Below are 14,446 nucleotides of genomic sequence, written 5' to 3'. Positions count from 1 at the left end.
TTGCGCTGGATATCGGTGGGTTTATGTTCCGGTATCCGGCGCCGCTTGCCGTGTTTGCCGGCGGCGGCTTACGGCCTGGGATAATCCCGAAGAAACAGCTGAAAAGCGGGTATGGCTATGGTTTTTTTTCCGTGAATGGCGCCCCGGGAACGCCCCGGAGCCTGTCGTATTTCACAACCAGCAGAAAGCTGAACAGACTCACCAGTGAGCCGATAATCACGGCGTAAACGCCAAAGGGCTGCCCGGCTATCTGCCAGGCCAGACCGGCCAGGGTTCCCGCGATAATCGAAACCAGACCGGCGTGGGGGGTGACATAATCGGCCAGCAGGCCAAAAAGATAGGCGGCAAATGGCCCGGTGGCGCGAATCGTAAAAGCGAAAACCAGCAGCTCAATAATTTGTCGGCTAAAAAACGCGATAATAATGCCGATAATTCCAACCGCGATGACGACCCGTTTGCTGTTTTTTAGCTCTTCGCCGGGTAGCGGGGAGGCGCCGCGATAAATAAAACCGTAATAGATATCCTTCACCATAATGCTGGACGCGCCCAGCAAATCGCCGGAGCCGCTCGACATAGTGGCGAACAGCACCGCAGAGAGTACGACACCGGCGAAAAGCGGCGGGAGTTTTCCGACCGCGACGGTGGCCAGCGCATCGTTGGCGGCGATGTCGGGGTAGCTGGCGAAGGCGATGAGCCCGAACAGGGCGGGAACGAAGGCATACAGCGTTATGACGATGCCACACAATAGCGCGCCGTGAATGGCGACCTTTTCATTTCTGGCTGAATAGAAGCGTTGAACGGCCTCCTGACCGGTGCAGAAGGTCATAAAGTACATGACAATCAGGCCAATGATGGCCCCCCAGCCCAGGTGCGTAGTAGAAAGCTTTTCAGGGGGAAGCGTCGCGAAAACGCTATTCCAGCCCTGCGGATCGCGCAGCAGGATATAGATAATCGCGAATGAAAATCCGAATACGATGATAAAGAACTGAATGAAGTCGGTGAGCGACAGGCTCCACATTCCCCCCACCCAGGTATAAAAAACCAGCAGGCAACCGGCAATCAGAAGCGCCATGGTAAAGGGCATATTGAGCATGACGCTTACGACGGTGGCGCAAGCCGTAATTTGCGCTGCGGCCAGGGAAATAAGCGAAATTACCGACAGAATGCTGGTGATAAGGTAGCTGCTTTTGCCGTAGCGGCGGCCGATAATTTCCGGCACCGTCGTGGCCATCGCGCGGCGCATGTAGGGCGCGATAAATGCGACAAGAAAGATGCCGATACCAGTCGCAATCACATACCATGCCGCCGAAAGCCCCCAGGCGCCGTAGGCTTTGGCGGTAACGCCAATGGTGCTGCCGCCGCCGATTTCCGTCGCGGCCAGCGTGCCGGCCAGCATGATGGTGCCAAGGCGTCGACCGGCAAGATGGTAATCGTCGTTATTTTTGATTCTTGATCTCGCATACAGCGACACGCCTGTCATGATGATGATATAGATAACGATCGTGGTTGCGATGATGATATGGCCACTCATCGGATTTTCCTCGTTGCCAGGAGACACCGAATAAGAGCAAGCATTGGGCCAACTTAAGGCGCTGCGAGTGCTTTTTGACGGGGGCATAAAGATTTTTATCCACTTCGCGCCCGGGAATGCGCCTGCGGGTCGCCAGGAATAAAAAAAAGATTTTGTGAAATTTAGTCAGGAAAATAAATGAATTCCTAATAATTAACAGTGTGATAGACCACTTTACGGCATGGGAGGGGCTAAGATTTCGTTCCCACATCCGCATCAGGCCCCCGGGCTAAACAGGAAAAAGCGAGCCGGGCTTCTCATAATGATACGAATTTACTGAAATGATAATATTCTTCTCGCTAAGTGCAGGAAGTCGCCGGTTATCCGCGCGTCTGTTTCGGGTCCCGTTTCTGATACGCCTGAAATAAAAAGGATAACCTGCCGAAGATCAGCGTTTCGGTTCAGATGTCCCGGTGAATAGCCGGCCTAAGCCACGGGCTGCGTCAATGAAATATAGGGCTGAAACGAGGTTATCTGCGTCTTTTTATTATGCCGCTCCATTAACGATCAAATAGTTTTGTGGCTATTGCGAATAATAAAATGATATGAAACGAGTCAGCTTTAAAATCTATGTAAGTGATTCTGGAATATGTTTTTTTAACCGTGCTTGACGTTATTTTTTCGCATGCGATCACTGCGGTAAATTTTCTTTTATTGTATCTATATAACAACAGGTTAACTGTTGTTCGCGTATCAACGCGGTTTTGGCGAATAGTGTTTTTTTATTTGAAATATATCAAATGTGATTATCCTCACACTTTTATTTATTATCAGCAACGACAATCCATACCTCTATTTATTGTGTGGTTACTTTTCTTTGCCTGATATGAATGCTTACGAGGGGGGGGTAATGTCCGACCTTAAGAAAACTGCATTATATATTCAACATGAAAAAAATCGGGCGCTAATGGTCGATTTTCATGGCTGGTTAATGCCTTTGCACTATGGCTCGCAAATTAATGAGCATCATGCAGTGCGGAATGACGCAGGTATGTTCGATGTCTCCCACATGACAATCATCGATTTACATGGTGATAAGACATTTATATTTTTACGCGAATTATTAGCGAATGACGTTGCTAAGTTGACGATACCGGGAAAGGCACTATATTCGGCAATGTTAACGCCGGAAGGCGGAGTTATTGACGATCTGATTGTCTATTTCTTTACGCATAAATTTTGCCGCATGGTCGTGAACTCGGCGACCCGGGAGAAAGATCTTGACTGGATAAAAACGCATGCCGGGCGCTATTGCGTTGCGATCGATGTTCGTGACGACCTCTCTTTGATTGCGATTCAGGGGCCGAATGCCCGGGATAAAGTTTCGCAATTGCTTACGCCCGCTCAGCGCGAGGATGTGGCAGGTATGAAACCATTTTTTGGTATTCAAACCGGCCAGCTATTTATTGCCACTACCGGCTATACCGGAGAAAAAGGCTATGAAATAGCCCTGCCTTCGGAACTGGCTGAAGACTTTTGGCAAAAGCTGGAACAGGTCGGCGTCCAGTGCTGTGGCCTGGGGGCGCGAGATACGCTTCGCCTGGAAGCCGGCATGAATCTCTATGGTCAGGAGATGGATGAAACCACCTCGCCGCTGATTGCAAATATGGAATGGACGATCGGCTGGGAACCTCAGGACCGCGATTTTATCGGCCGAAAGGCACTGGAAAAACAGCGAAACGCCGTCAGCGAGCAGCTTATTGGTCTGGTGATGCAGGGGAAAGGCGTTTTACGGCGGCACCTTCCGGTGATATGTACCGATAGACAAGGCAATACATGTCATGGCGTGATAACCAGCGGTTCATTTTCCCCCACGTTACAACGCAGTATCGCTCTTGCGCGGGTACCGATGAACGTGGTCGAGCATGCGACGGTCGTTTTACGGGGCGCGCCGCAGGCGGTTCGCATCGTAAAACCCGTCTTCGTTCGCAATGGCACCAGCGTTATTGATTAGTTTTTTCAGGGCGCTTCGCAAATTCAGAATGGACAACAGACAGAGCCTATAACAGGGGAACCAGAATAATGAGTAATATTCCGACAGAGCTTAAATATACGACTACTCACGAGTGGCTAAAAGATGAGGGTAATGGTTTATATCGGGTAGGTATTACTGAGCATGCGCAGTCGCTATTAGGGGATATGGTTTTTATTGATTTGCCCGAATGCCAAAGACGCTATGGTGAAAATGAAGAGTGTGCCACTGCGGAGTCAGTGAAGGCCGCTTCAGACATTTATTCACCGCTCAGTGGAGAAGTGGTTGAAGTTAACACCAGACTTGAAGACGCGCCTGAGCTAATTAATCACTCTCCCTATGATGAAGGGTGGATATTTGTTATTAAGGCCAGTGAGTCACTTCAATTTGATGACTTCCTCAGCCCTCAGGAGTATCAAACGCTTATCGCTGATTAATTCATTATCTCAATCGCCAGGGCAGGGTGCCAGCTCGCGACCAGTAAGGATAATATCTTATGACAACTTCATTAAGCCGGTTGGAAAATCGTGATGAATTTATTCATCGCCATATTGGGCCATCGGAGCAGCAAATATCAGAAATGTTGGCGGTTTTAGGGTTAACAACACTAGAGCAGTTGATCGCTAAAATCGTGCCCGCTGATTTATTATTAGAAAATGATATCCAGGTTGGTGAGGCGACTCAGCAACATCTTGCTCTGGCTGAATTAAAGAAAATCGCAGAGGGAAATCAATACTACAAATCATTTATTGGTATGGGCTATTACGATACGCTGATGCCTGACGTCATTCGAAGAAATTTATTGGAAAATCCTGGATGGTATACCGCGTATACGCCTTATCAACCAGAAGTCTCCCAGGGGCGTCTGGAAGCGTTATTGAATTTTCAGCAGGTGACGATGGATCTTACTGGATTGCCTGTTGCGTCCGCCTCTTTGCTGGATGAAGCCACCGCGGCTGCGGAAGCGATGGCAATGGCCTGGCGCGTGTCGCCGAATAAAAATGCCCGGCGCTTTTTCATCTCTCGCGATATCCACCCGCAGGTTCTGGATGTCATTAAAACACGGGCTGAAACGCTGGGATGCGATATCGTCGTGGGAGATATCGACCCGGATGCGGTCGATATGACGTTTTTTGGCGCGTTATTGCCCGTTACCGGCAGTAGCGGCGAGCTGTACGCGCTCGATGCCGTAATTGACGCCTTCAAAAAGCACCGCATTGTTACCTGCGTTTGCGCCGATCCCATGGCGCTGGTGTTATTAAAATCTCCCGGGGAAATGGGGGCCGATATCGTTTTCGGCTCTGCGCAGCGGTTTGGGGTTCCGATGGGTTATGGGGGGCCTCATGCCGCTTTCTTCGCCTGCAGGGAAGAACATAAGCGTGCGATGCCGGGCCGTATTATCGGCCTGTCCAGGGATGCCGCCGGGCGTCCGGCATTACGTATGGCCATGCAAACGCGAGAGCAACATATTCGCCGTGAAAAAGCCAACTCCAATATATGCACTTCTCAGGTGTTGCTGGCGGTAATCGCCGGTATGTATGCCGTTTATCATGGCCCGAAGGGGCTTATGCGTATCGCTTCGCGCATCCATCGGCTAACGGACATTCTGGCTATGGGGCTCAGGCAGGCGGGGTTTTCAATCCTTAATCGTCATTGGTTTGATACCCTGACCATAAAAGTTGCCAATAAGGCGGATATACTGCGCCGCGCTCAGGATTATCGCATTAATGTACGCAGCGATATTCCCGATTGCGTGGGAATCTCCCTGGATGAAACCACAACGCGCGAGGATATTTTAACGATCTGGTCGGTTCTGGTGGGGCAAAAGCACGGGTTCGATGTGGAAGCGCTTGATGACCAGGTGATGCAGGCGCCTGCGACTCTTGACGAAACGCTACGGCGCGTTGAGCCTATTCTCGTCCATCCTGTTTTTCATCGCTACCGCAGCGAAACAGAAATGATGCGCTATCTGCGAAGGCTTGAACAGAAGGATCTGGCGCTGAATCAGGCGATGATCCCTCTGGGATCCTGTACCATGAAGCTTAATGCGGCGGCCGAAATGATACCGATTACCTGGCCTGAATTCAGCCGTCTTCATCCTTTCTGTCCGATAGAGCAGGCGCAGGGGTATCAGCAACTGCTCGAACAGCTTTCCCGGTGGCTGCTGGCCATCAGCGGTTATGACGCTATCTGTATGCAGCCTAACTCGGGGGCTCAGGGAGAATATGCCGGCCTGTTGACGATCAGGCGTTATCAGCACAGCCTTCAGCAGCAGCAGCGCCATATCTGTCTGATTCCCGCCTCCGCGCACGGTACTAATCCGGCATCGGCCCACATGGCGGGAATGACCGTGGTGGTGGTCGACTGCGATGAGCATGGGAATATCGATATTGCCGACCTGGAAGATAAAGCGGCGCAGGCGGCAGAGTCCCTTTCCTGTATTATGGTGACTTACCCTTCCACACATGGCGTCTATGAAGATGGTATTCGCCGCGTTTGCCAGATAGTCCACCAGTATGGCGGTCAGGTCTATTTAGACGGCGCTAATCTAAACGCGCAGGTTGGTATCAGCTCTCCTGGCTACATTGGCGCAGACGTCTCTCATTTTAATTTGCATAAAACTTTTAGTATTCCCCATGGCGGGGGCGGCCCAGGCATGGGCCCTATTGGCGTAAAAGCTCACCTGGCCGATTTTGTGCCCGGGCATTGCGTTGTACACGCGCAGGGAAGAATCACGCATCAGGGCGCGGTTAGCGCAGCGCCTTTCGGCAGCGCCTCTATTTTGCCCATTAGCTGGATGTATATTCGTATGATGGGGACTCAGGGATTAAAGAAAGCAACGCAGGTCGCCATTCTGAATGCAAATTATATCGCCAGAAAGCTCAACGATATTTTCCCCGTGCTTTATCATGGCGCCGAAGGTTACGTTGCGCATGAATGTATTCTGGATATACGGCCATTAAAAGCGCGCTGTGGCATTAGTGAGATGGATGTCGCTAAACGCTTAATTGATTATGGGTTCCATGCGCCAACCATGTCATTTCCCGTCGCAGGTACGCTAATGGTTGAGCCGACTGAGTCAGAAAGTAAGGAAGAGCTCGATCGCTTTATTTCAGCGATGCGCGCGATTTACGCTGAAGCCCAATGCGTCGCTGGCGGAGATTGGCCGGAAAACGATAATCCGTTGCTAAACGCGCCACATATTCAGGAAGAGCTGACAGAAAAATGGACGCATCCCTATAGCCGGGAACAGGCTGTCTTCCCGGGTAAAAATAAGACCGGCGTCAAATACTGGCCAGCGGTGAAACGTCTGGACGATGTCTATGGCGATCGTCATCTGTTTTGCGGTTGCCTGCCGGTTGAACCCAGTCTGTAGAGCAACGACGGGACGCCCGACCGTGTGCGTCCTGTCGTGGCGTTAATGCTCTATGCCATCGTTATTGAATAGTTAGTGCGTACTAAAACCACGATTGAAAAGGTGGGGTATATAACAGCGTCGCTATTTGTCAGTAATCCAACAAGAGACAGACAAGATGAATACCTTGATTTATTTCGTTGGCCAGATTAATGATTTATTATGGAATACATTATTGATCTTCCTGCTTTGTGGAGTCGGTATCTATTACACAATTGCGTTAGGTTTTGTCCAGATTCGCTATTTTAAAAATGGCTGTCGGTGCCTGTTCGGTAACATTTCTCTGTTTGGTAAACGCGCTGATAAAAAAGGCATGAGCTCTTTTCAGGCCGTCACCACAGCTATTGCCGGCCAGGTTGGCACCGGCAACCTGGCTGGGCCTGCCACAGCGATTCTGGCGGGTGGCCCTGGCGCTATTTTCTGGATGTGGATCTCTTCGTTTCTGGGTATGGCGACCATTTACGCTGAGGCGATACTGGGGCAGAAATTTCGCACTACGGATAAAGCAGGGCAGGTTGTTGGCGGCCCTGCCTGGTATATTCAAAATGGACTGCACTGCAAATGGCTGGCCGTTATTTTTGCCGTGCTTGTTGTTTTAGCGCTTGGGTTTATCGGTAATATGGTTCAGTCGAATTCAATTGCCTCAGCATTTCATGGTTCGTTACATATACCGTTATGGGTTTGTGGGTTAATACTGGCGGCGTTAACGGGCTTTGTCATTATTGGCGGTATCGGTAGTATTGCCTCTTTTGCGGAAAAGATAGTCCCGATCAAGGCCGTGTTCTATCTGCTGGGTACGCTTGTTATCTTAATTTATAACTACCAGTATATTATTCCGGCATTTAAGGCGATTTTTATCGCGGCCTTTAACCCGCAGGCCGTTCTTGGCGGTGGAGTCGGCATTGCGATTCAGGAAGCGATGCGCTTTGGTATTGCCCGAGGGCTTTTTTCTAATGAAGCCGGTATGGGGTCAACGCCGCACGCTCATGCGCTGGCCAGGGTTGAACGTCAGGAAGAACAAGGATTTATCGCCATGATGGGGGTTTTCGTCGTCGCCGTCATCGTAACGCTCACCGCGCTGGCGATTATTACTTCTGGCTTGAGTATGTGGGACCATAGCGGCCGAAAAACCGCATCATTTATGTCGGTATATTCAGGGCTGCAAGGAATAGAACTAACTCAGTTGGCTTATCACTATGTATATGGATGGTTTGGTAGCCTTTTTATATCTTTTGCGCTGCTGTTTTTCGCTTTTTCAACCATCATTGGCTGGTACTATTACGGGGAAATTAATATCCGTTATCTTTTTGATAGCCAAAGAGCTGTAAGAATTTATCAGACCATTGTCATTATTTTTATATTTTGCGCTTCGTTATTTAAGGTCGATCTTGTCTGGAGTATGGCGGATATGTTCAATGGACTGATGGTACTGCCTAATTTAGTCGCCTTAATAATATTGTCACCGATGGTGATTCGTTTGACCCGAGCGATAAAGCCAGCACTGAAAGATAAAAATGGAATATCGCAGTGAACGTCATGTTTTGTGCTGCTGATAAAAATTATACAGAGGAGAAGTAAAAATGAAATCAGATATTCAGATTGCGCATGAAGCCAGACTTATGCCGATTCAGACCATTGCGGAAAAATTACATATTAATCCGGATGATATCGAACTTTTTGGAAAGTATAAGGCAAAGTTTAGCAATGACCTTTGGCCCAGGATAGCCGCGAAAAAAAATGGCAAGTTAGTGTTGGTGACCGCCATCAATCCAACGCCAGCCGGCGAAGGTAAAACGACGGTAACGGCGGGTTTAGGTCAGGCGCTCAACGTCATCGGGAAAAATGCCGTTGTGGCCCTGCGCGAACCTTCGCTTGGGCCCTGTTTCGGGATCAAAGGCGGCGCCGCAGGAGGCGGCTATGCGCAGGTAGTGCCAATGGAAGATCTCAACCTCCACTTTACGGGGGATTTTCATGCGATCACATCGGCAAATAATTTGCTGGCAGCCATGCTCGATAACCATATTTTTCAGGGAAACGTACTCAATATCGACCCCAGGAGAATCGCGTTTAAGCGCTGTATGGACATGAACGATCGCTCTTTGCGCCATATGGTGATTGGGTTGGGCGGCGTAAAAGATGGCGTGCCCCGTGAGGAGGGATTCGTCATTACCGTCGCTTCTGAAGTCATGGCTATTCTCTGCCTGGCCCGTGACATTAACGATCTTAAGCAGCGCCTGTCCCGTATTATCGTGGCCTGGTCCCGTGACGGGAGGCCCGTTACCGCCGGCGATCTTAATGCTGTCGGTGCCATGGCAAGTTTGCTAAAAGATGCCATTAAACCCAACTTAATCCAGACCCTGGAAAATACGCCAGCGATTATCCATGGCGGGCCTTTTGCCAATATCGCCCATGGATGCAACAGCGTCAGAGCCACGACACTTGCCCTGAAGCTTGCTGATATCGTGGTGACTGAGGCGGGGTTCGGCGCGGATCTGGGCGCCGAGAAGTTTTTTGATATCAAGTGCCGCATGAGCGGTTTACGCCCTGATTGCGCCGTACTGGTGGCGACGACGAAAGCATTAAAATATAACGGCGGGGTAGGGAAAAATGAATGGCAGAGCGAAAATATGGCTGCCCTGAAAAAGGGCATTGTTAACCTTGGTAAGCATATAGAAAATATAAAAAAGTATGGTTTGCCAATTGTGGTAGCGCTGAATGCCTATACCTCAGACTCACCTGAAGAACATGAGTTTATTCGTCAGTATTGTCAGGAAATGGGCTGTCGATTTGCTCTGACTACCGTTTGGGAAAATGGCGGCGAAGGCGGTGTGGAACTGGCGAATCAGGTTGTTGATGCATTAGCGCATGATTCTGCGCATTTTCAGCAGCTCTATCCGGATCAGATGCCATTGAAGGATAAGATTGAAACCATCGCGAAAGAAATTTATGGCGCCGATGGCGTGACGTACAGCGAAGGCGCTCGCAGGATGCTGGAGAAGATAGAAGATATGGGCTTTGGCCACTTTCCAATATGCATGGCCAAAACCCAGTATTCTCTTTCTGACGTGCCGACATTACTCGGTCGCCCGACCGGGTTTACGATCAACGTCCGTGAGGTCTATGCCTCCGCAGGCGCTGGCTTTGTCGTCGCGTTGACCGGTTCGATTATGACGATGCCGGGCCTGCCCAAAATACCGGCGGCGAATGTGATAGATGTCAATGAGAACGGCGAGATTAGCGGACTTTTTTAAAGGGAGAGAGACATCATGGAACTGATTAATGGAAAAGCTATTGCCGCTGAGATTAAAGAGGAATTAAGGGCGCAATTGATTAGTGGTTCGTATCGGGTAACGCTTGCCGTTATTCTTATAGGAAATGACCCTGCATCAGCGATTTATGTAAAGAATAAGCATCAGAGCTGTGAGGCGATTGGAATACGTTCTTTAGTGCTCTCCTTTCCCGAATCATTCACCCAGGCGGCTCTGCTGGAACAAATTGATATGCTTAATCAGCGTGATGATGTCGATGGCATACTGGTACAGCTCCCGCTGCCGCAAGCCATCGACCAGCAGGCGGTGATTCAGGCTATCCGGCCCGATAAAGACGTAGACGGTTTTCATCCGCAAAATATTGGTGCTTTGAGCACGGGGCATCCTGGGTTTTCTCCCTGCACGCCGGCAGGAATTATCGAGTTACTGAAGCGTAGCCATATCGAAATTGCCGGAAAAGAGTGTGTCGTAGTAGGGCGTAGCAACATTGTCGGCAAACCTGTCGCACAGCTGCTGCTGCGTGAAAATGCCACTGTTACCCTTTGTCATTCACAAACCCGGCATCTTGCGCAAATCTGTCAGCGTGCCGATATTTTAATTGTCGCCATAGGAAAGCCCCGTGCTATCAATCGGGATTATATTAAACCCGGTGCGGTGGTCATTGATGTCGGAATTCATCGCGATAACGCGGGAAAACTGTGTGGCGATGTTGATTTTAATGACGTTAAAGAAATAGTGAGTGCGATTACGCCGGTTCCTGGAGGCGTGGGGCCGATGACTATCGCCATGCTAATGAAAAACTGCCTGAGAGCGGCCCGCCTGCATCAGTTGACCCACGTATGATGATAAAGCACAGCGTTGGAACAGGGAGCGTGGACATTTCGCGTTATCACACGGCCGCTCTGGGGATCCACTAATCTTTCAGCGTCGGCAGAAAAGCGCTTCCGTATGGGAAATCCCCGCCGTGTTAATTTAATGTGCGTGCTATGTATGCGGGAGTTAATATATTTTTATATATCAGTTTTTATTTTATTTTTACGACCGGATACCATCAATGATGTGATGAGTATCTCATTTTGACATCAGGAGATAGACATAAAAACAGCCGTTGTGCTAGATATTAATCACGCGATGGGCGTGGTTTTACATTCAACGGATTTAGAACCTGCCCATTGAGATGAAAAATTCCGGATAATGGTTTGGTAATCTGAATCATTATCATCAGGGTCAGTGAAGAGAAAGCCCTCAGAGACGCGAGTCTCTGAGGGCTTTTTTTGTTTTTCTTGCTAAGGAGTAAACCATGTCTAAACAACGTCGCCTTTCTCGCATTTTTGCAAAAGATGGTAAATCCGTCACCCTGGCTCTGGATGGATACTACTTTTCTACCAAAACCGATGGTATTGATAATACGCTTCGCCAGCTCCCTTCACTGGTCGAACAGGGGCTGGATTGTGCCCTGGTAACCTATGGGATGCTTAAAAACTTTAAGGATGAACTTAATGCTGTTCCCATTGTGTTACGCGTTGATGGAACCGTGAATATTTTTGACAACACCGTCCCCGATACCGCCCAGGTTTTTTCCGTTGAAGATGCGCTGAAGGTGGGGGCTGATGGGGTGGTATGTATGACCTTCCCCGGAGCCTTCAATGAAGAGAAAACCCACAATCTGGCCATGCGTCTGGCGCAGGCGGCCGATGCCTGGAATCTGCCTTTGATCGTTGAATCGCTGCCTTACGGTTACCCGGTAACATCCGATGACTCAAACAATCCAGCTGTGATTGCCGCTGCCGCACGCGCGGCGGTGGAGCTGGGCGCGGACGTTATCAAAACCCGGTTTAGCGGCAGCGTGGAAGACAGGCTGATTGTAGAAGCCGCCGGCGTTCCGGTGCTGGCGCTGGGTGGCCCCAAAACCGGAATCGACGGTTACTTTAGGTTCGTTCACCACTGTATGCAGATGGGGGCGAAGGGGGTTGCGGTTGGGCGCAACATCACTCAGGACCCTCATCCGGCGAAGGTGGTTGCTGGTCTGAATGCGATTATTCATCAAGGCGCCACGCCGCAGGATGCATACAGCCTCTATATGGCTAAATAACTTCAGGAATTATTATGCAGTTAAATAACACCATTATACCTTCAGTAAGAAAATATAAATATTTTGAAAAAGCGCTTGCCAGTCAGTCGGATTATATTCTGCTTTCTGAAGCCAACATCGGTAATTTACAGTCGCTGATCGGCCGCTGCCATCAAAGCGGTAAACAGGTTCTGGTTCATCTTGAACTATTGGGTGGGTTTAAACCCGATCAATCTGGCGTCAGCCTTCTGAAATCTTACTATAAGGTGGATGGTGTTATTTCTTCTAATCTTTCCGCACTCAGGTATGCGCAGAAGGAGGGATTATTAACAATTTTCAGGGTTCTGTTAATTGATTCCCGATCGCTTGACCAGTCGCTGGATGTCATTAAACACAATCCGCCCAACGCTATTGAAATATTGCCTGCGGAATATGCCTGTCAGTGCCTGGAATTGATCAGTCGGAATCTTAAAGGCTTTGATGTGAAGTTTATTGCCGGTGGTTTTGTGAAACGCAGCTACCAGGTAGAAAAAATATTCCATGCCGGATTTAGCGGAATAACGACCAGTGAATCTGGCCTGTGGAAAGAAAAAGGAGTCCACGGTTATGAAAGATGAATTCGTAATGGGCATTGATAATGGTGGCACCGTCACCAAAGCGGCTATTTACGATAGCTGCGGGCGTGCGGTGGCAATGGCTTCCAGATCAACCGTCATGCTGACGCCCGGGGAGTTTCACACCGAGCGCGACATTGACGAACTCTGGGCCGCGAATGTCGAGGTCATCAGACAGGCTATTGAAAGCGCGGGAATTAATGCTGCACAGATTAAAGGCGTGGCGGTGACCGGTCACGGCAATGGCCTCTATCTGGTCGACGGCGAAGGGAAACCCGTCAGAAACGGTATTATCTCTACCGATAGCCGGGCAAAGGCCTGGGTGGCGCGCTGGCAGAGCGATCCGGCTTTTGTCAGTGAGGTATTACCTAAGACCATGCAGTCGATCTGGGCGGGTCAGCCGGTGGCTTTGCTGGCGTGGCTGAAGGATAACGAACCGCAAGCGCTGCGAGATACCCGCCATATTTTTATGGTGAAAGACCTGATTCGCTTTTATCTGACCGGTGAAGCCTTTCTGGAACTGACCGATATTTCCGGCACCAACCTGATTAACGTGCGCGACTGCTGCTATGACGATGCGCTTCTGGAATGGTGGGGGCTGGCCGATATCAGAGACAAACTGCCGCCGTTTCGAATGTCGACAGAATGCTGCGGTTATATCACGCAGGAGGTGGCGGAGCTTACGGGGCTGCGTGCGGGAACGCCGGTGTCCGGCGGCGTGTTTGATATTTCGGCCTCATCCATTGCCTCGGGCATCAACGGCCTGAATAAGATGGCGATCATCACGGGAACCTGGAGCATTAACGAGTACGTGACCGATCGGCCGGTGATAGACGAAGCGTTGTTTATGACCTCAGTCTATCCCATTGCCGGGAAATGGCTGATTACCGAAGCCAGTCCCACGTCTGCCAGTAATCTCGAATGGTTTATCAATAATTTCATGGAGAGCGATAAGAAGGATGCCATCGCCCGGGAGCGTTCAGTCTACGAGCTCTGCAATTCGCTGGTGGCCTCAACCACGCCGGAAGAAAGCCATCTGCTGTTTTTCCCGTTTGTCTTTGGCTCCAATGCGATTCCGGATGCGTCGGCGGGGTTTATCGGCGTCAATAGCTTCCATAAGAAAGCCCATTTTCTGCGGGCGATTTATGAAGGCGTGGCGTTCAGCCATCTGTACCACACGGAACGGCTGCGCAACCTTAACCCTTCCCTGAGCCAGACTATCCGGATTGCCGGCGGCGTGACCAATTCGCCCGTCTGGCTACAGCTATTCGCCGATATCTTTCAGTCCACGCTGGAAATTGTGGATGTGAAGGAGCACGGCACACTGGGAACCGCCATGACCGCCGCCGTAATGGCCGGCTGGTATGACGACGTATTTGCCGCGTCGAATGCGATGGTGCGAGTGGCGCGAACCGTTACGCCGAACCCGGAAAACCGCCAGGTCTACCAGGACAAATATCAGCTTTACAAACATCTGTTATCCGAAATGCAGTCTCCGTGGAGATCCTGCAGTAACTACGTCACGCACTAAGTGA

Annotated in this window: 10 protein-coding genes; 9 read left to right on the top strand and 1 reads right to left on the bottom strand. The window is 50.1% G+C overall.

Translation table 11 applies throughout. The features are described from left to right. Positions 1 to 115: 115 nt before the first annotated feature. Positions 116 to 1,531 carry a sodium:solute symporter family protein gene (locus V3W49_RS00180; protein ID WP_500142862.1) on the bottom strand — a complete coding sequence of 472 codons (1,416 nt, stop codon included), beginning with the start codon at positions 1,529 to 1,531 and terminating at the stop codon, positions 116 to 118. Between the two features lie 889 nt (positions 1,532 to 2,420). Here V3W49_RS00180 and gcvT point away from each other — a divergent pair. The 9 genes from gcvT (at position 2,421) to V3W49_RS00135 (ending at position 14,442) form a co-directional block, all read left to right on the top strand. Next, positions 2,421 to 3,524, top strand: coding sequence for a glycine cleavage system aminomethyltransferase GcvT (gene gcvT, locus V3W49_RS00175; protein WP_500142860.1), 1,104 nt, complete (start codon positions 2,421 to 2,423; stop codon positions 3,522 to 3,524). 68 nt (positions 3,525 to 3,592) lie between these two features. Next, on the top strand, positions 3,593 to 3,979 hold the full coding sequence (gene gcvH / locus V3W49_RS00170) for a glycine cleavage system protein GcvH (RefSeq protein ID WP_500142858.1): 387 nt from the start codon (positions 3,593 to 3,595) through the stop codon (positions 3,977 to 3,979). Between the two features lie 59 nt (positions 3,980 to 4,038). After that, positions 4,039 to 6,918 (top strand): aminomethyl-transferring glycine dehydrogenase, encoded by a 2,880-nt coding sequence (gcvP, locus tag V3W49_RS00165; RefSeq protein WP_500142856.1) that lies wholly within the window; start codon positions 4,039 to 4,041, stop codon positions 6,916 to 6,918. Positions 6,919 to 7,075: 157 nt separating this feature from the next. Next, positions 7,076 to 8,488: an alanine/glycine:cation symporter family protein gene (locus V3W49_RS00160; protein WP_500142855.1), complete on the top strand. Its 1,413-nt coding sequence runs from the start codon at positions 7,076 to 7,078 to the stop codon at positions 8,486 to 8,488. 49 nt (positions 8,489 to 8,537) lie between these two features. Next, a complete protein-coding gene (locus tag V3W49_RS00155; protein WP_500142853.1) occupies positions 8,538 to 10,208 on the top strand; it encodes a formate--tetrahydrofolate ligase in 1,671 nt (556 codons plus the stop codon). 15 nt (positions 10,209 to 10,223) lie between these two features. Then, a complete protein-coding gene (folD, locus tag V3W49_RS00150) occupies positions 10,224 to 11,069 on the top strand; it encodes a bifunctional methylenetetrahydrofolate dehydrogenase/methenyltetrahydrofolate cyclohydrolase FolD (RefSeq protein WP_500142852.1) in 846 nt (281 codons plus the stop codon). Between the two features lie 457 nt (positions 11,070 to 11,526). Next, positions 11,527 to 12,318: a class I fructose-bisphosphate aldolase gene (locus V3W49_RS00145; RefSeq protein WP_500142850.1), complete on the top strand. Its 792-nt coding sequence runs from the start codon at positions 11,527 to 11,529 to the stop codon at positions 12,316 to 12,318. A 14-nt stretch (positions 12,319 to 12,332) separates the two neighbouring features. Then, positions 12,333 to 12,914 (top strand): glycerol-3-phosphate responsive antiterminator, encoded by a 582-nt coding sequence (locus tag V3W49_RS00140; protein ID WP_500142849.1) that lies wholly within the window; start codon positions 12,333 to 12,335, stop codon positions 12,912 to 12,914. Continuing rightward, positions 12,904 to 14,442 carry an FGGY-family carbohydrate kinase gene (locus V3W49_RS00135; protein ID WP_500142847.1) on the top strand — a complete coding sequence of 513 codons (1,539 nt, stop codon included), beginning with the start codon at positions 12,904 to 12,906 and terminating at the stop codon, positions 14,440 to 14,442. Before V3W49_RS00140 ends, V3W49_RS00135 begins: the two co-directional genes overlap by 11 nt. The last annotated feature ends 4 nt before the right edge of the window (positions 14,443 to 14,446 follow it).

This window comes from Rosenbergiella sp. YN46 (assembly GCF_036620675.1).
Taxonomy (GTDB): domain Bacteria; phylum Pseudomonadota; class Gammaproteobacteria; order Enterobacterales; family Enterobacteriaceae; genus Jejubacter.
Note: the sequence above shows the minus strand (reverse complement) of the source record. Positions and strands in the feature narration are given on the sequence as shown.